This is a genomic window from Arcicella gelida (genome assembly GCF_034931025.1).
In the GTDB taxonomy this organism is placed as follows: Bacteria; Bacteroidota; Bacteroidia; order Cytophagales; family Spirosomataceae; genus Arcicella; species Arcicella gelida.
The window spans coordinates 293,824-311,947 of sequence record NZ_JAYGIL010000002.1 but is presented as its reverse complement, the minus strand read 5'-3'; the positions used below and the strand labels follow the sequence as shown (position 1 = coordinate 311,947).

Genomic DNA, 18,124 nt, shown 5'->3' with positions numbered 1-18,124 from the left:
TAGATTTTTGATGGATAATCTACTCGACAAGACGACTTTAATGGCTATTTTATTATAATAATTTAACTCTTAATACCGTAAATGAATTTGGTGCAAGCGTTAAAGAGATTTTTTTCTTTGGATTCAAAATAATCGTTTCTTCAACTGGACTCACATTGGTAGCATTTTCAAAAGTATTGGCTGCATCAAGGTTGTCATTTTTTAATACTGTCAATTTAGCTTTTGTATCAAATTTCTTGATACCTTCTAAATTCACTTCACGTACTTGAGCTTTGTCTGAAACGTTAGCTACTTTTAAGATAACTTCATTCGTTTTTTTGTCTAAAATACCCGAAGCATATAATTCATCTTGACCAGTAAGAGGGCTTCCATTCTGAGTAGTGTTCAAAACATGTGTTCCTTTATTGGTAGAATAAAGTTTTTGGACGTGATAATTAGGAGTACCATAAGAACGGAGATTATCCACCCAAATCAAATCTGGTGTCCATTGCCAGCCTTCTGCATGAGCAAATAGTGGTGCATACGAAGCCATATTAACTACTTGTGCATTACGTTCCAAACCTGTCATGAAGGCAGCTTCAGATAAAGCACATTTCCAGTTATTACGGTTGTTTACACTTACTGTTTTGTCACTTTGTGCTGCATATTCACCTGCAAATATTTTTGAGCCATTACGGTCGTAAGAATCATAACGACCAGCATTTTTCAAAAACCAGTCTGGAGTACGATAATAATGTTCATCGATAATGTCAGCATTCATTGTACGTAATTCTTTGTTCAAATAGTCAAATCTGTCACCACTAGGGTCAGTTCCAGCACTGTTTACCAATTTGATGTTTGGATATTTTGCTTTGATGGCTTTTGTAAAAATCTTCAAGCGTTCTACATATTGTGGTCCCCAGTTTTCATTACCAATTCCTAGGAATTTCAAATCAAAAGGAGCGGGGTGTCCCATATCTGCACGTACTTTGCCCCATTTTGTATTAGGTTCAGCATTGGCAAATTCTATCAAATCTAAGGCATCTTGAATATATGGCTCTAATTCATTTACTGGTACAACCTCGGCAGTGTTAAATTGACAAGCCATTCCGCAGTTTAAGATTGGAAGTGGTTCAGCACCAATGTCTTCAGCCAATTGGAAATATTCAAAGAAACCCAAACCAAAAGTTTGGAAGTAATCAGGTGATGGACGGTGAGCAAACTCTACATTCCAACGGTTGATAATTAACTGGCGTTCTTCGATTGGTCCAAGTGTTTTTTTCCATTGGTAACGATTTGCCAAATCAATGCCTTCTACAATACATCCACCAGGGAAACGAATAAATCCAGGTTTCATATCCGCTAATAATTGAATCATATCAGCACGCATTCCGCCTGGTCTTTTTTTCCAAGTATCTTCTGGAAATAATGAAACCATATCAAGGTCAATTTCGCCATTTCCTTCAAACCAAATTCTAAATTTACCTTTTGCTTCAGTTTCATTTGCATTGAAACTGATGGCTTCCTTTTTCCACCCGTGTCCATTTCCTGTAGGAATAAGTGATGTTTCGCCGATGATATTACCTTTTGAATCAAGTAATTCTAAGTGGAATTTTACAGAACCTTTTTGATGACGATATAGTACTGAAAAATCATATCTTAGTCCTTTTTTAATCCCCATTCCTTTAAAACCTTCATTGGTAATACCTAAATCACCTTTTGAGGTATTATTGGCTTTGATACTGATAAAACGAGGATTAGCTGTGTTTCCTTGACGATTTTGAATAATTACATCACCTTCTTCAGCTTTTTTTCTTTCTACTTTCCAACCCATTAAAGGCTTTTGAAACTCAAAAGAACGGTTTTTAACCAATTCTGCATAAATACCACCATCGGCACCCATATTAATATCTTCAAAAAATACTCCCCACATCGTTGGTTGAATTTCAGCAACAGGCTGTGTGGCTTTAATGTTAATAACTGGGGTTTGGGCATGCGTTTTGCCTTGCAATGTAATTGCAGCAACGAGCAAAGAAAAGATTCTGAGTTTTTTAAGATTCATTATTATAAAATAAATTGAAAATGTTTGGTTGAATAATATGTTCTTAGATAAGTACTTTTTCAAATAAAACTACTTAGAATATGTTGATAGTTTTTATTTAACAGCTTTTACTCCTTCAGAAGTCATAACGATTCTTTTAATCGTTCCATTTTTGTCATAGTTCAGTTCATCAATACAAACCGAACGGTGAAAACTTCCGGCATCAGGTACTAAAGCACCATTGTGATAAACAAAGTAAGATTTCCCTTTAAAATCAATAATAGCATGGTGATTGGTATTACAATTTCCTGCAATTTCGTTAATAGTTCCTTTAAATACCCAAGGGCCATTGATACTTTTACTCATGGCGTAAACTGTTTTTTCTGGAAATTCAATCGAGTAAGAAAGATAGTACCAGTTTTTACGTTTGTGTACCCAAGGTGCTTCAGTAAACTTTGTCGGAAGATTCACTTTCATGATTGGACCATCCAATTCTGTCATATTGTCCTTTAATTTGGCATAATAACAAAAAGTATTTCCCCAGAAAAGATAAGCTTGTCCGTCGTCATCAATAAATACAGAAGGGTCAATATCATCCCAACTAATTTTTGTATCTGTGGTCATGTCGTTAGTAATAATGGCAGAACCACGGGCATCTATAAATGGTCCAGTCGGACTATCAGAAACTGCCACACCAATAGCTTTTCCATGAATTGTTCCATGTTCTACCGCAACATACCAGTAATATTTATTTCCTTTTTTTATTACTTGTGAAGCCCAAGCATCGCCTTTTGCCCACGTGAAATTTTTAGTATTTAATGGGCTTGGATGTTCTTTCCAATTAACCATATCCGTAGATGAGTAACAAAGCCATTCGTTCATTACATAGCGTTGTTCACGATTTGGAGCTTCATCATGACCAGTGTAAAGATAGACTGTTCCATTATCAACCAATGCTGCTGGGTCGGCAGTGAATTTGTCTTTAATGATGGGATTTCCAGACATTTTTACTTGAGCATTCACTGAAAAGGTGAACAATACTTGTCCTGCAAATAATAGTTTTAAAAGGTTTTTACGATTCATGATTTAATTTTAATTGATATATAAATACTATTTTTTCTTTCCCCAAATACTTGTTCCCTTGTTATTTAAACCTGTGAAAATGATGGTTTCTTTTTTATTTTCCCAGTCACGTCCTCTGTCAACATACACTTGGTCGGTGAAACCATTACTCCATTTTAATTCTAACCAAGGGGCAATATACGTCCATTTATTGGCAGCATCGCCATTGATAGCACCACTAGCATTTAAGGTTAAATTGGAAGCGTATTGAAAATCTGGCTGATTTTGTTCTTTGTCATAACCAGGAACAATTTTGTAACCAAGAATAATTTGCTCCCAATCTCCCACTAAATCATTACTTGTAATAGCTGTTGTAAATTCACCTGCATAACGTTCTGGCGAGGCTACAGGCCAGCCATCTTTTGTCCAATATAATTTTCTACTGTGTAAAATCATAAAACCAGCATCATTTCCAGGTCGTCCTTGGTGACTAATATAAAATTGACCATTGTTTTCAAAAACTGCACAGTGCGAAACGCCTTGCCAACCTGCATGTCCATTGAATTGATAAGGTGCAATAATCATTGGTCCATGGTCTTGATTGGTATTTACATCTTTTCCATCATAATCATAAAAAGGCCCTTGCGGAGAATCTGATTTTGCTACACGAACATTGTATTTGGTAGCCAACCAATCGTAAGCGATAAACAAATAATATTTCTTTTGTTCTTTGTTATAAATAATTTCTGGGCCTTCGATATTGCCATTATAAACGCCACCTGTAAAACCACGATTGGCAATTCTTTTACCTTTATCACCCGGACTCAAGGCCAAACCTGTAGCTGGGTCGAGTTGTAATATATAAATTCCATCCCAAGCAGAACCGTAATACATCCAATGTTTACCTTGCTGGTCAATGAGTACAGTTGGATCGATTGCGTTGGTTTGTATAGTATTGTCGTCTTTTGAAACTACTGTTAATCCTTGCTCTTTCCAAGGACCAGTAGGAGAGGAGGAAGTTGCTAAACCAATAGCACTTAAACGAGGTTTAGCTGATGAGAGTGAATAATACAATCTGTATTCGTTCCCAACTTTAATAACATAAGGAGCCCATAACGAATTAAAAGGAGTACCTCCACCTTGTTTAATATAATCAGCTCCTTTTGTTGGAAGTCCTTCGAAAACCCAACCGTAAAATTTCCATTCAATTAAATCTTTAGAAGAACGAATTTGAATACCTGGACGAATATCTGTTCCGTAAGCAACATCTGTATTGTAACAGTAATAAGTATCACCGTCTTTAATGATAGAAGGGTCGTGAACATTGTAGCAACCCCACTTCAAATAATTAGAAGCTGGTGCAATATCGGCATAATTATCTTTGATAGAATTAATATCAAAAGTTGTGGGTGTAGTGGTGGGCAAAGGTTGGATTACCGTATCAACTTCATCGCTACTACAGGCAGCCAAAAATAAAGTATAAGTAACAAAATATAATGATTTTTTGAATTGTGACATGACTAAGATAGGTTGATGAATGTAAATTCAGTGTTTGTTTGATTTTATTATTAGGGGGCGACTTAAGTCGCCCCCTAATAATAAATAGTTAAAAAGTGGTTTAATGAAAAGTAATAGACCATTCACTAAACCACTCATTCACTCAATTAATAACTCAAATTTTGTTTAACTCCTGGGTTATTATCTATTTCATTTTGTGGAATTGGAAAGAATTCACGACCAGCTTTAAAAGTATTAAATTCAGGGTCTCTTGATTTCAACCAAGCTAATTTAGCAGGGTCATTCAACCAACCCCAACGACGAATATCATCAAATCGGTGACCTTCTAAACTAAATTCCAATAAACGTTCATGACCAATTTGTTCACGCATTTGTGCTTGTGTCATGTTTGGTTTTACAGTTGCTAAATTGGGCAAACCTACACGACTTCTTACTCTTTGAATCAATGGATAAGCGGCAGCAGTTTGTCCTGTTTCGTTTAAACATTCAGCATACATCATCAATACATCAGCATAACGCATCAATCTTTCGTTGATACCCGAACGCCAGTCAAACTCATCCGCTTTAGTATCATCATTAGCATATTTACGGCAATACAATGAATTCAAAGCACCAGCATTTCCAGCATATCTAACCGAGAATTCTTTTCCATAAACCATTAAACCCGGTTTGTTATAAAACATAGTGGCAACTAAACGTGGGTCATCTTTTCCGTCAGAAGTTTTTTCTTCTAAGAAATCATTGAAGACAGCTCTTGTTGGCTGAACGTCCGTCCAACCCAAACCATTTGCACCATAAGTAATTGCTCTTGCTGAAACTCTACCCCAAGAAGCAATCGGCTCCCCACCCCAGTTTAAATCAGTACCACCAGCAGTACGTTCGAATTGTACTTCAAACAATGATTCTTTATTGTTTTCGTTCGCTTCTGTAAAATTGTCACGATAGTTTGGTACTAAATCATAAATGCCTAAATCAATTACAGCTTTGAATTGTGTAGCTGCTTCGGCGTATTTATGGTTTGTCAAATATACTTTTCCTAAATATGCCATAGCTGCACCTTTTGTAGCACGACCTAAATCTGTGCCAGCATAAGTAGTAGGAAGCATATCAGTCGCTTTTTTGAAATCTTCCATTACTTGTGCCCAACCTTCTGCTTCTGTTGATTGTTTTACAAAGAAATCACTGGTTGATTGTACCGATTTGGTAGGTAGCATGACATTCCCAAACATATTTACTAAATGATAGAAATACAATCCACGCAAGAAATAAGCTTCACCCAAAATACGTTTTTTAAGGTTGGCATCCATCGTAATTCCTGGAACGTAATCTAACACTTGGTTCGCTTTAGAAATACCTTCATAATAAGCACCAAAAGCCCATCCATAAATGGCAGTATTTCCTGCATTCAAGGCAAATTTACCTGAGTTATACATTTGGTCCCAAGGACTATTACTCATTGCATCATCGCCACGGTTGTCTAACAAAAGTGGCGTCGAACGCATATAGCTACCATCAATAGCTAAACTCAAATAAACAGCATTAATTCCTTTCAAGGCGTCTTCCTCATTCTTCCAGAAAGTAGAAGACGTTTGAGCATTTGGGTTTACTTGATCTAATTTATCTTCGCAAGAAGTAGCTATCAATAAAGTTGCTGATAAGGCAATGATAACTTTTTTGTTAAATATTTTCATTGTAATAAATTCGTTTGAGTGAAATTAAAAACCAACTTGAACGCCCAATAATACAGCTCTTGGATTAGGGTATGAACCATTATAATAACCTCTGCTGAACAATCCATCGCTTTCGCCCATAAAGTCTGGTTCAAAACCACGGAAACTAGAAATTAAGAATATGTTTTGTCCTGATACATAGAATCTTACTCTGCTAACTTTCAATTTGTTGATGATTGAAGTAGGTAGAGTATAACCTAACTGAGCATTCTGTAGTCTTACATAAGTACCATTTTCAACGAATCTGTCAGAATCTCTTCCGTTTGAATTTGGATCACCAATGATTGGTCTTGGAACGTTGGTATTGGTATTTGTTGGAGTCCAGTAGTTCAAAGCATCAGTTGAACCATTACTGTATTGTAAGCCCATCAAATCACGATACATTCCATTATAAATTTTGTTGCCACCACTTCCTTGAAAGAATGCTGAGAAATCAAAGTTTTTGTAAGAAGCGTTGAAGTTCGTTCCGAAGTAAAAAGTTGGAATTGTATTTCCTAAATAGGTACGGTCGTCAGAAGTAATAACTTTATCGCCATTCAAATCTTTGAATTTAATATCACCTGGAGCCGCATTCGTTTGTGTTGCGTGGTTTTTAACATCATCAGCATTTTGGAAAATACCCTCAGAAACGTATCCAAAAATCTGACCAATTGGTTGCCCAACCTCTGTTTTACTTGCCGCTCCATAAATTGGATTATTTGTTCCACCCAAAGCCAATACTTTATTTGAAAGCGTATGAAAGTTGGCTGAAATGGAATATTTGAAATCACCAGTTTGTTGACGGTAGCTAGCCGTAAATTCAAGTCCTGAGTTACTCAAAGATGCTGCATTTGTTAAAATTGAACCGTTTGTTGCTCCAACAGATGTTGGAATTGGAATATTTGCCAATACATCATAAGAACGGTTATCAAAATATTCAACAGAGAAAGAAACACGGTCTCTGAATAAACCTAATTCCATTGCAGCGTTTGTAGTACGTTTACTTTCCCATCTGATTGAAGGGTCAACAACTTGAGTTCTGATAGCACCAGGAGCTAAAACTCCACCAAATACATAGCCAGTATTAGTGTTGATATAAGTATCTGTCAAATAATCACCCACATTTTGGTTACCTAAAGCACCATAACCTCCTCTTAATTTTAAAGAACTGATTGCTTCTGGAAGCTCAATATCATTGTGAACATTCCAAGCTAAACCAACAGAAGCAAAGTTTCCATAACGATTTTCTGATCTGAATTTAGAAGAACCATCACGGCGATAATTTACAGTCAATAAGTATTTATCTGCATAATTATAGTTCAAACGAGCTAATACTGATGATAAAGTAGCTTTAGAATCCCAACCAGTTACACTTTTACCATTAGCTGTATTTACCGCAGTATTCATGTTCAATACATAAGGTTCAACTAAGCCTTTTGCACTCGCTTCAGTTCTTGAATAAACACCTTGTTGGAAAGTATAACCTGCCAATGCTTCGATTTTATGTTTACCGAACTCATGCGAATAGTTTAAGGTATTTTCTGCCAAAGTTGTCAAGTTGTTTTCTCTTTTCTCGAATAAATAGGCATTAGGTGTCAAGTAATAAAACCCTAAATCATACTTTGGTTCGAAGAATAAGTATCTTGTATCAATACGGTCAGCACTTAATTGAAGTTTGTATTTTAAGTTTTTCAATAATTCTAATTCTCCAAAAACTGAACCTAAAAATCTGTTACGAGTATCTGTTCCTTTTAACAAAGAGTTCATCCCGATAACGTTCAGCGTAATGGCTCTTTGGGTATTTTTATCAGCACCACCAAAACCACCTAAACGATTTTCGTCATAAACTGACATTGTTGGAATAGCTGTCAATAAACTTGTTACTGCTCCACCAAATACTGCGTGTTCACGAGTGTTTTCTGCACCAATTTTTTCTGAATTCGTATAAGCAATTTTAGCACCGAATGAGAAAATACCTTTTTTACCAGAAATATTTCCGTTGAAAGTATAACGTTTGTAATTCTGTGGCCCAGTGACGGTTGAGCTGTTATTGAAGAAACCTAATGAAGCACTTGCTTTGATAGTTTCGGAACCGCCTGAAAAACTTAAATTGTGGTCTTGAATATAACCAGTTTTTAAACCTTCTTTTTGCCAGTTAGTATTTACGTTACTAATATAAGCTGGATTAGTAGGGTCGTTGGCAGGAGCAATTGTTAAACCAGCATTTAGTTCTGCCGCACTCACTACATTTTGGTAACCAACTCTGTCCATAACAGAAATTGTTTTAGCGATATTTTGAACACCAGCATAAGCATTATAATCAACTTTCATTGGACCCGCTTTGCCTTTTTTGGTCGTGATAATAACGACACCGTTCATTCCTCTCGACCCATAAATTGCACCCGCAGAAGCATCTTTCAATACTGAAATAGATTCAATATCATTGGTTGAAAAGTCATAAGGGTTATCAACTAAAACGCCATCAATTACAAACAATGGATTATTGTTAGTCAATGAACCAATACCACGAATTTTAATGTTTACAAAACCACCCGGTTCGCCAGAACTTTGAACAGTTACTCCTGGTACTTGTCCTTGCAAAAGTTTCGCTACATCATAAGTAGCTGTCTTTTTTGCATCTTCAATTTTTACAATACCAACCGAACCTGTTAAATCTTTCGCTTTCTGAGTACCGTAGCCCACTACAACTACTTCGTCTAATGCTTTTACATCTGATAATAAATTGACATTGATTAATTTACGACCAGCCACAGCTACTTCTTTAGATATATAACCAATAGAACTGAAAACCAAAACGGTAGCTTCATTATCAACTTCCAACGAAAATTCACCTAAAGCGTTTGTCACAGTGCCTTTGCTTGTTCCTTTAATTAAAACACTTGCACCAGCAATGGCTTCACCATTTTCTGCTGTTGTTAATTTACCTTTTACTGGAAATCCCGCTACTTTGATTGATTGAACGGATTCGCCACCTAAAAAACTGGTTTTTCTATCATTAGAAGCAATTACGTGAATATGTTTTTTTACTTGTTTGAACTCCAAATTCACTTCTTTTGATAAAAATGCAAGAATTTCTGTCAATGAACGGTTTTCCATGCTCATCGTTACTCGCATTTTATCATTCAAGAAAGCATCATTGTAAGTAAACTTATAAGCAGTTTTCTTTTCAATTTCTTTAAAAACTTGCAAAATGTTCATTTTATCGACTCTAAGAGTCAATCTCGTTTCATCAAAGCTATTAGCTTGAGCGTGAATAGACCCGATTACGTTCAAAATGAGCAAAAATATTGCTACAAAAAGATATTTTGAACATCGCATACTTGGTAGTAAATGAATTTTCATAAATTTGTTATTGTATTTTAAATACTTATACTTTTTAATGCTTATCCTCCAAACGCCAATTTTTAGGATAATTTTATTAAAGGTCTTTTTGCTTTGTATATTGGTTGTGTTGCGATTTTCTTGCAGAAAAACAGCTGACACAACCATATACAATTCAATAACCCTTAACTAGTGTTGTTTGAATTTCTTAGTTTCATGAAATTTAGAAGGGATTTATTTATTAAAGACTGATTAATTTTGAAAGAAAATATATTAGTAGTTAGATAATTAATTGTGAATAAGAATTGTTTTTCCAGCTATTTCGTACTGAAAACCGGAAGTAAAAGCAATTCCTTGCATGATGTTTTCAAGTGTTTCTTGCTGAAATTCCCCACTATAATGTCCTTTTAGCTCAACATTAGGCATTACGATGATGTTTACTCCGTACCAAATCTCCAACTTTGCAAAAACATCAGTGAAGTTATCCCCATCAAATACCAATACTCCTTTTTTCCAACCAATTGCTTTTTCAAGGTCAACGTTTGTTTTGTGTATTATTGAAGTATTATCTAAAGTCCCCATTTCATTAGGAGTAAGGAATTGGGCTTTTCCAGATGCTTTGTCTTCCATTTTTACTTTTCCAGTGGCTACGGCTACTTGTACTATTTTTTCATTAGCATAAGCTCTAACATTGAAAGACGTTCCTAAAACTTGCGTTTTTACTTTGCCAGTTTCTACAATAAAAGGTTTCTTTTTATTTTTAACAACTTCAAAAAAACCTTCACCAATAAGTTCTACTACTCGATTGGTTTTACTAAATGCTACTGGATAATTGATGCTACTTCCAGCGTTGAGATGTACAATACTGCCATCTGGTAATATTACTTTGGTGCGTTGTCCTTTATAAGTAGTGGCTACTTCTATATTATTTCCTGAACGTACAATGCTAAAAGGAGCGGGGTTTTCATTATTTGTCCAATAAATACTACCGATAAATGCCATAATGACTGAGGCAGCCGCTGAAAATCCAAATAATGTTTTTCGGAAATTAATTTTTCGAATTAGCTTTCTATCAGCTTCATCTTTGTTTTGTTTGAATGCTTTGATTTGTTCAAACATTTTATCTTGTTCTGTTGCATCAAGTGCAAATTCATTTTTATAGCGTAGAGATTTCACGAATCTTTTTGCCAACAACAAATCGCTTCTTCTTTCTGGATGCTTTTCCGACCATTCTTGCCAATGTTCATCTAGCTCAGCGTTTGGTTGATTAACCCAATTCACAAAATTTGGGTCTTCAAGTAAATCTTTTATTTGTTCTATGTTAGAGTACATATTTGTAGGTTTTCAATTAATAAAGACAAAAAATGATAAGATGACCATAGTAAAATCAATAAAAAATAAATTTATAGTGAATAAATTGAATAATTCATTGAAAATTAAGTGATTAGCTTTTGTTTTATTTTTAATTATTCTGTGATATTCTGTAATTAAAAGTATTTGTACGTAGAAAAGTAAAAGTTTTTATTTTTTTTATGCAATTTGTTGCTTTTGTCAATAATTTATTATCTTTGTGTATGATTGTGTCATCTTGACACAAGTTTTCAAAAGCTCAACGAACATAATTTAATGGATAAAGTATCTGACAGCCAGCTTTGGAATGAGTTTCTAAAAGGAAGTGATTCTGCCTTGGAGACGATTTATCGGCAATACGTGAATGTATTGTACAATTATGGTCGTCAATTTTCAAATGATACAGATTTGGTTAGAGATGCAGTGCAAGAGTTATTTTGTGATTTGATTCAAAGCCGTGAACGTTTGGGCGAAACTACTTCCATTAAATTTTACTTACTAGCAAGTTTGAGAAATAAGTTAGTCCGTAAAGTAAAACAAGAGGGTAAATTTTCTAGTTTGAATGACTTTGGTGGAGATTTTCAGATTGATTTTGAAGCTGATTCAGATACTTTGAGAGAACTTTGTTTAAATCAGTCGGGAGAGCTTTTACAAGAAGCCTTTAATAAATTGCCTGTAAAACAAAGAGAAGCAATTTTATTATACTTCTATGAAGATGTGAGTTATGAAGAGATTGCAGAAATCATGGAAATGACAAAAGTGAAATCAGCAAGAGCCTTAATTTACAGAGCTTTAGATTCCCTACAGCAGATTTTTAAAGTAGGTGAAAAATACTCCTATCCTTGGGAATATCCTTTGGTTGGTTAGAATTACTCTCTGGACAGATATTCATAAAAAATCCTCGCTTGAAATTCAAGCGAGGATTTTTATTTTAGAGCTAACTGTAATTAGTTTTGTTGTAAAAAATCCCCAAATTTTGAAATCAAGCCGTCTTTCGTTAAGTTTGTTAATCAACCAAACTAACTAATAAATCCTTGATGGAAAAAAATACTTCTCCCACTACTTCACATGAACTAAAAAAAGAACTAAGCCTAACTGATGCTACCATGATTGTGATTGGCTCAATGATTGGCTCTGGTATTTTCATCGTCTCTGCTGATGTTACTCGTAACTTGGGTTCTCCCGGTTATTTATTACTGGCTTGGATTATCACAGGTGTAATCACTCTGATTTCGGCACTTTCTTATGGCGAATTGGCTGGTATGATGCCCAATGCTGGCGGACAATACGTTTATCTCAGAGAAGCTTATAATTCTTTAACAGGTTTCCTTTTTGGCTGGACTACCTTTTTGGTTATCGAAACTGGAACAATTGCTGCCGTTGCCGTCGCTTTTGCTAAATATACTGGGGTACTTCTTCCTGATTATATCGGTACTGAACATAAATTTCTTCTTTTTGATACGCAACAACTTTTAGCAATCGCTCTTATTTTACTACTGACTTTCGTGAATGTTCAAGGTGTAAAGAATGCAAAATTGGTTCAATTAGTATTTACAGTTACCAAAATTGGGGCTTTATTGGGCTTGGCTGTTGTTGGAATAATCGTTGGTTCAGACCCTAAAAAAGGCATGTGGGCTATCAATTCAATTGATTTCTGGAGTCCCGTAAAAATTATATGGGAAAATGGTAAAATTATGGATTACGAATACTTGTCGGGCATAGGTTTATGGTCGGCTATGGGTTTAGCTTTGATTGGTCCATTGTTTTCGTCTTCGGCATGGAATAACGTTACTTATACCGCTGGCGAAATGAAAAATCCTAAAAGAGATATTCCATTAAGTTTATTGTATGGAACGCTAACGGTAAGTGCTTTGTACATTTTGGCAAACATTGCTTACTTAATGCTATTGCCAGTACAAGGACATCCTAATGCAACTGATACACTTTCAAGAGGGATTATGTTTGCAACGAATGATAGAGTAGGTACGGCTGCCGCTGAAATGATTTTCGGAAACCCTGCCACCATCATCATGGCGATATTTATCATGATTTCTACTTTTGGCTGTAATAATGGTATCATTTTGTCGGGAGCGAGAGTATATTATGCGATGGCAAAGGATAGACTTTTCTTCAAAAAAGCTGGCGAATTAAACAGTAAAGGTGTTCCTGCTTTTTCATTATGGATTCAATGTGGATGGGCTTGTTTGTTGTGTTTAACAGGTACTTATGGTGATTTACTAGATTATACCGTTTTTGCCATTTTGGTATTTTATATATTGACTATCTTTGGCGTATTTGTTTTACGTAAAAAACAACCGAATACTCCACGTCCATACAAAGCTTTTGGCTATCCAGTTATTCCTGCGATTTATCTTCTATTTGCTGCCGCTCTTTGCGTGAATTTATTGATTTATAAACCCGTTCCGTCATGGGCGGGTGTTGGTATTGTAGCTTTAGGAATTCCTGTTTTCTATTTATGGAAAAAGAAAGCATAAAAACAGTACAACGGATTTCCAATCCGTAGAAAAAAATAGAACAGGTCAAAAGCAAAACTTATGACCTGTTTTTTTTATTCATATAATTGTGTCATTATGGAATTGAAATGTGATTTACGCTATTTCCAAGTAATAAAGTACTGATAACATCATTCAGAAACTTTTTTGCATTAACAGAGGTTGAACAAAAACAATACGATGGATTTTCAATCCGTATATTATAGCATTTGCGGATTGAAAATCCGTGATACAAACTTATTTCAAAATCAATCATCATGACAAAAATTGCTCTCATTACTGGAGGTTCAAAAGGAATCGGATACGGCATTGCCGAAGTATTAATCAAAGAAGGGATCAAAGTGGCTATCACAAGCCGTTCGCAAAGTAGTGCAGACGAAGCCGCCACGGAATTGAATAAAATCAAAGAAGGTTTTGCGATTGGGATTGAATCGGATGTAAGAAATTTGGCTTCTCAACAAAATGCTGTTGATACGATTCTTGCTACTTGGGGACGATTGGATTATGTAATTGCTAATGCTGGAGTTGGACATTTTGCCCCGATTCAAGATTTAACTGCTGAACAATGGCAAGAAACAATTGACATTAACTTAACTGGAACTTTCAATAGTATTAAGGCTTCTTACTTGGCTTTAAAAGAAACTCAGGGGTATTTTATTACAATTTCAAGTTTGGCTGGAACTAACTTTTACCCAAATGGCGGTGCATACAATGCTAGTAAATTTGGCGTGGTAGGTTTCTCGCAAGCCATCATGATGGATTTAAGAAAAGACGGAATCAAAGTAACAACGGTTATGCCGGGTTCTGTCGCTACTCATTTCAATGGACATTCTCCATCAGAAAAAGATGCTTGGAAGATTCAGCCAGAAGATATTGGTCAGATTGTTGCAGATTTAATTAAAATGCCAGCAAGAACTTTACCAAGTAAAATTGAAGTTCGCCCAACGATGCCAGCTTAATTAATTGTGATTGAGTGAATGAGTGAGTTGTGAATATTTTAGTTTTAGAAGGGAACCTTCTGAATTTTTAAAAATCTTTTATTTACTAATTTTAAACCTTCCTCTTAGCTGATGAATTAATCCATATCTGATAAGAAGAAGGTTTAAATAAATCATAATTCATAACTCATATCTCCTTCACCGCTTCCAAACTTTTCTCCCAACACCATTCTACACTTTCGGGTGTAATGCCGTTGTTATAAGTAGAAGCTGGTTTTGATTTGGCATAATAATATCCATTTCTAAATCTTAAATCCTGAATATTAGTCGTTGCCAAATAAATAGAAGTAGCCGCACCTTTTTCTACCGAAATCATAAACGGACGAGCTAATGCAAAACCAATTTTCAAGAATCCATTCATATCACTTCCAAAGTTAGATTTCACAACACCAGGATGCACACTATAAGCTGTAATAGAAGAATCTTTATAATACTTTGCCAAACCTTTTGTAAATAGAATATTGGCTAGTTTTCCATCGCCATAAGCTCCCATATCAGATAGCTTTGTATTGTTTTTCTCGAAAAGTCGATTTACTTTTCCCAAAGCATGAGCCGCTGAGGAAAGATTGATTACTCTACTTTCGGGAGATTTCTTGAGTAAATCAATCAAATTCAAGGTCAATACAAAATGCCCTAAATGATTTGCCGCAAATGATTTTTCGTAACCATCTGCTGTAAAAGAAATACCAACAGGCGAATATCCAGCATTATTAATCAGTCTGTCGATTTTAGCATACTTTGCTTTTACTTCTTCAGCGGCTTTTTTTACTGAAGCTAAATCCGCCAAATCTGCCAACACAAAATCTATTTTAGTGTATGGAGCAACTTTTAAAATCTCGCTAAAGGCAGCCTCAGCTTTTTCTTTACTTCTTACTAATAAAATCAATTCAAATTTTTCAAGTGCCAAAGCTTTTGCCGTAGCCAAACCAATTCCAGAATTAGCACCTGTAATCAAAGCTGTTTGCATGATAAATACGTTTTAGGATTAAGTTGTATTAAAAATGGCATGAATAAACAAATTGTTTTATTCATGCCATTTTTAAAGTTGAAACATTAAAGCAAAGCCGATAGTTCAAAGCTTTGCATGCTACTAATTATAAACAAACTCAACTTGAAAAAGGGGCTTCTGTTTTTTCTTAACAGGAGGAATCGAATTGATTTTCAAGGTGATAAAATCTGTATCTGTCGAAGAACTATAGTTGGTATCAGTATTACTTTGTTCTGTCCAATTTCTAGTAAGTACTTGTAATTGCTTTTTCAATTGCTCGAAATTTGCTTTTACTTCTTCTTCACTTTCACTTTCAAATAATATGCTTTTATAATTAGCCGTTTGCCCATTATTATCTTTAAAAATAAGTGAAGGCTTTCCGCTTACTAATTCTAAGTTAGTTTTAAAGCTTTCTAAACCAGCCGTTTTGTCTTTCTTTTCTTCTTTTTTGTCTTTCTTGATTTTCTCGCCAGTAATATTTTTAAAGTTTTCTTTTTTCGATTTCTCTAAAGCCTTAAACTGATTCGCAAAAGTTTGGTCAAGTCCAGATTCTATGGCTGTAGCCGTAGTAATGGTTTTCGCAATTTTATATTTTCCTAATTGCCCAGCATCCATTGAAGTCGCCAACAAAGTATAAGTACCCGTTACAGGAGCAACATAGTGAAATTTATTAATGCTATTTCCTTTGAAAGGCTGAGAATCGTAGCTAAGTTCTTGCTTGTCTTTAGTAGGTGTTTTTAAGCTCAACATCACTCTGAAATTAGCAGAAGAATGTTCTAAAAAAAGTTCTTCGCCAGCGTGTAAAAGCAATTTATACGAATCATAATATCGTTTTTCGCCGTTTTGATTCGCCGTTAAATCTTTTGGTGTAAGGCTCGCCTCTACGAAATCTTTGGCTTGTTGTAAACCTGCTTTCAGCGGATTTTTATTGAGTAATTCAGTAGAGTCAATTTTTGAAACTTTAACAGGCGGAGTTTTTTTTGCGGGCTTTTTCTTTTGAGCAAAAGTATTAAAACAGAAAGTAAGAGCAAGTAAAGAAAATAATAACTTAGTTTTCATTGTATGGGAAATTTTGGGATTTCACGCAAGAAGGCACAGAAAAATAAAACATGCAAATTTTGAAGTGATTTTGAGCGAAATTAATATTGATCAGATAGTGTGAAAGATAACCTTGGTGGATAGCGTTTCAATGTACCGATTGTCTCCTGCACGATGCAGGAAGGAATTTCAATGTACCGATTGTCTCCTGCACGATGCAGGAAGGAATTTCAATGTGTCGATTGTCTCCTGCATGTTGCAGGAAGGAATTTCAATGTGCCGATTGTCTCCTGCACGTTGCAGGAAGGAATTTCAACATGTCGATTGTCTCCTGCACGTTGGAGGGAGTAATTTCAGTATGTCGATTTGTTGCTCCGAATTGGAGGGAGTAATTTCAGTATGTCGATTTGTTGCTCCGAATTGGAGGGAGTAATTTCAGTATGTCGATTTGTTGCTCCGAGTTGGAGGGAGTAATTTCAGTATGTCGATTTGTTGCTCCGAATTGGAGGGAGTAATTTCAGTATGTCGATTTGTTGCTCCGAATTGGAGGGAGTAATTTCAGTATGTCGATTTGTTGCTCCGAGTTGGAGGGAGTAATTTCAGTATGTCGATTTGTTGCTCCGAATTGGAGGGAGTAATTTCAGTATGTCGATTTGTTGCTCCGAGTTGGAGGGAAGAATTTATATTACGCCCTTGGTGGTGTTTTACAGGGTCGCTAAGACCACCAAGCCTTGCGTCAACAACTCGTCATCTAATAATCTACAAGATGATGAATATAAAATTAAGTTTTAGCATTGAAGGCTGGTTCGTTGTTGACACTCGACTCGTTGGAGAAAAACTCCAACGATGACGAAAGGAACAAAAACAAAAAGCCCAATGATTCTCTTTTGAATCATTGGGCTTTGCTGTGAAATACTTATTGAGTTTATTCCTCAAACTTAATTTTATGGTAAATATCCGCTAAAGAAATACTGCTGTTTTCAACTGGAAGCGAATCTTCAAGGCTATAAAAATCTTGATTAATCCAAGTGTTGGGGTTTTCGGAACGGATAAAAGTTGAAACACTTACTTTTTCTGGATTAATGTAAATCACTTGTTGAAGGCTACTCATTAGTTTGTATTCTGATAGTTTTTCTGATAAATCAAAGGCTTTGGTGGCTGGTGAAAGTACTTCTACGATAATGTAGGGATTAGTGATAATGGTTCGAGAGTTTTCTTTAAAAACAGGATTTCCCTTCACAACCATCACATCGGGCATATAATAGCCACCTTCAAATTTGGGAATTTGTACGCCTGAATTACTGCCGAGAATATCAAAATCCTCTTTTTGTAAATTGAATAATTGGAAAAGTAATCCGATAAAAGTAGCAGTGATTTTTTCATGCCAATACGAAGCTAATCCCATAGTAATAATCTCGTTTTCGTGATATTCTATTTTAAAAGGCAACTCCTCAGCCACAGAGAAGTATTCTTCCTCTGAGGTTGGAATGCGTACCAATTGTTGAGTATTTAACTCTGTTAAAATGGTTTCTTTCAAGTTTTTAGCAATAACCATAGCCTTGTTTTTTATCAAATTTAAACAATTT

The 18,124-nt window shown here is 35.3% G+C and carries 12 protein-coding genes; 3 read left to right on the top strand and 9 right to left on the bottom strand.

What is annotated here, in order from left to right; all coding sequences use genetic code 11:
• Positions 1-52: 52 nt before the first annotated feature.
• The 6 genes from VB776_RS01265 to VB776_RS01240 all read right to left on the bottom strand — a co-directional run bounded on the left by VB776_RS01265 (position 53) and on the right by VB776_RS01240 (position 10,983).
• On the bottom strand, positions 53-2,041 hold the full coding sequence (locus VB776_RS01265) for an alpha-L-arabinofuranosidase C-terminal domain-containing protein (RefSeq protein ID WP_323325237.1): 1,989 nt from the start codon (positions 2,039-2,041) through the stop codon (positions 53-55).
• 93 nt (positions 2,042-2,134) lie between these two features.
• Positions 2,135-3,103: a glycoside hydrolase family 43 protein gene (locus VB776_RS01260; protein ID WP_323325235.1), complete on the bottom strand. Its 969-nt coding sequence runs from the start codon at positions 3,101-3,103 to the stop codon at positions 2,135-2,137.
• 27 nt (positions 3,104-3,130) lie between these two features.
• Positions 3,131-4,600 (bottom strand): arabinan endo-1,5-alpha-L-arabinosidase, encoded by a 1,470-nt coding sequence (locus VB776_RS01255; protein WP_323325233.1) that lies wholly within the window; start codon positions 4,598-4,600, stop codon positions 3,131-3,133.
• A 146-nt stretch (positions 4,601-4,746) separates the two neighbouring features.
• On the bottom strand, positions 4,747-6,291 hold the full coding sequence (locus VB776_RS01250; protein ID WP_323325231.1) for a RagB/SusD family nutrient uptake outer membrane protein: 1,545 nt from the start codon (positions 6,289-6,291) through the stop codon (positions 4,747-4,749).
• A 24-nt stretch (positions 6,292-6,315) separates the two neighbouring features.
• Positions 6,316-9,672: a SusC/RagA family TonB-linked outer membrane protein gene (locus tag VB776_RS01245; protein WP_323325229.1), complete on the bottom strand. Its 3,357-nt coding sequence runs from the start codon at positions 9,670-9,672 to the stop codon at positions 6,316-6,318.
• Between the two features lie 267 nt (positions 9,673-9,939).
• Positions 9,940-10,983, bottom strand: coding sequence for a FecR family protein (locus VB776_RS01240; RefSeq protein ID WP_323325227.1), 1,044 nt, complete (start codon positions 10,981-10,983; stop codon positions 9,940-9,942).
• A 294-nt stretch (positions 10,984-11,277) separates the two neighbouring features.
• On the opposite strand from VB776_RS01240, the gene VB776_RS01235 reads away from it, so the two are divergent.
• The 3 genes from VB776_RS01235 to VB776_RS01225 all read left to right on the top strand — a co-directional run bounded on the left by VB776_RS01235 (position 11,278) and on the right by VB776_RS01225 (position 14,473).
• Positions 11,278-11,868, top strand: a complete 591-nt coding sequence (locus tag VB776_RS01235) for an RNA polymerase sigma factor (protein WP_323325224.1) — start codon at positions 11,278-11,280, stop codon at positions 11,866-11,868.
• A 170-nt stretch (positions 11,869-12,038) separates the two neighbouring features.
• Positions 12,039-13,496: an APC family permease gene (locus tag VB776_RS01230; RefSeq protein ID WP_323325222.1), complete on the top strand. Its 1,458-nt coding sequence runs from the start codon at positions 12,039-12,041 to the stop codon at positions 13,494-13,496.
• Positions 13,497-13,771: 275 nt separating this feature from the next.
• Positions 13,772-14,473 (top strand): SDR family oxidoreductase, encoded by a 702-nt coding sequence (locus VB776_RS01225; protein WP_323325220.1) that lies wholly within the window; start codon positions 13,772-13,774, stop codon positions 14,471-14,473.
• Between the two features lie 166 nt (positions 14,474-14,639).
• Here the strand turns inward: VB776_RS01225 and VB776_RS01220 are convergent, their stop codons facing one another.
• From VB776_RS01220 to VB776_RS01210, 3 genes are all read right to left on the bottom strand, one after another.
• Positions 14,640-15,479, bottom strand: a complete 840-nt coding sequence (locus VB776_RS01220; protein WP_323325218.1) for an SDR family oxidoreductase — start codon at positions 15,477-15,479, stop codon at positions 14,640-14,642.
• Positions 15,480-15,602: 123 nt separating this feature from the next.
• Positions 15,603-16,559, bottom strand: coding sequence for a hypothetical protein (locus VB776_RS01215; RefSeq protein WP_323325216.1), 957 nt, complete (start codon positions 16,557-16,559; stop codon positions 15,603-15,605).
• Between the two features lie 904 nt (positions 16,560-17,463).
• Positions 17,464-18,093, bottom strand: coding sequence for a Uma2 family endonuclease (locus VB776_RS01210; protein WP_323325214.1), 630 nt, complete (start codon positions 18,091-18,093; stop codon positions 17,464-17,466).
• Positions 18,094-18,124 lie beyond the last annotated feature (31 nt).

Coding starts and splice junctions, on each gene's coding strand:
- VB776_RS01265 (WP_323325237.1), bottom strand. CDS start 2,041: ATGAATCTTAAAAAACTCAGAATCTTTTCTTTGCTCGTTGCTGCAATT.
- VB776_RS01260 (WP_323325235.1), bottom strand. CDS start 3,103: ATGAATCGTAAAAACCTTTTAAAACTATTATTTGCAGGACAAGTATTG.
- VB776_RS01255 (WP_323325233.1), bottom strand. CDS start 4,600: ATGTCACAATTCAAAAAATCATTATATTTTGTTACTTATACTTTATTT.
- VB776_RS01250 (WP_323325231.1), bottom strand. CDS start 6,291: ATGAAAATATTTAACAAAAAAGTTATCATTGCCTTATCAGCAACTTTA.
- VB776_RS01245 (WP_323325229.1), bottom strand. CDS start 9,672: ATGAAAATTCATTTACTACCAAGTATGCGATGTTCAAAATATCTTTTT.
- VB776_RS01240 (WP_323325227.1), bottom strand. CDS start 10,983: ATGTACTCTAACATAGAACAAATAAAAGATTTACTTGAAGACCCAAAT.
- VB776_RS01235 (WP_323325224.1), top strand. CDS start 11,278: ATGGATAAAGTATCTGACAGCCAGCTTTGGAATGAGTTTCTAAAAGGA.
- VB776_RS01230 (WP_323325222.1), top strand. CDS start 12,039: ATGGAAAAAAATACTTCTCCCACTACTTCACATGAACTAAAAAAAGAA.
- VB776_RS01225 (WP_323325220.1), top strand. CDS start 13,772: ATGACAAAAATTGCTCTCATTACTGGAGGTTCAAAAGGAATCGGATAC.
- VB776_RS01220 (WP_323325218.1), bottom strand. CDS start 15,479: ATGCAAACAGCTTTGATTACAGGTGCTAATTCTGGAATTGGTTTGGCT.
- VB776_RS01215 (WP_323325216.1), bottom strand. CDS start 16,559: ATGAAAACTAAGTTATTATTTTCTTTACTTGCTCTTACTTTCTGTTTT.
- VB776_RS01210 (WP_323325214.1), bottom strand. CDS start 18,093: ATGGTTATTGCTAAAAACTTGAAAGAAACCATTTTAACAGAGTTAAAT.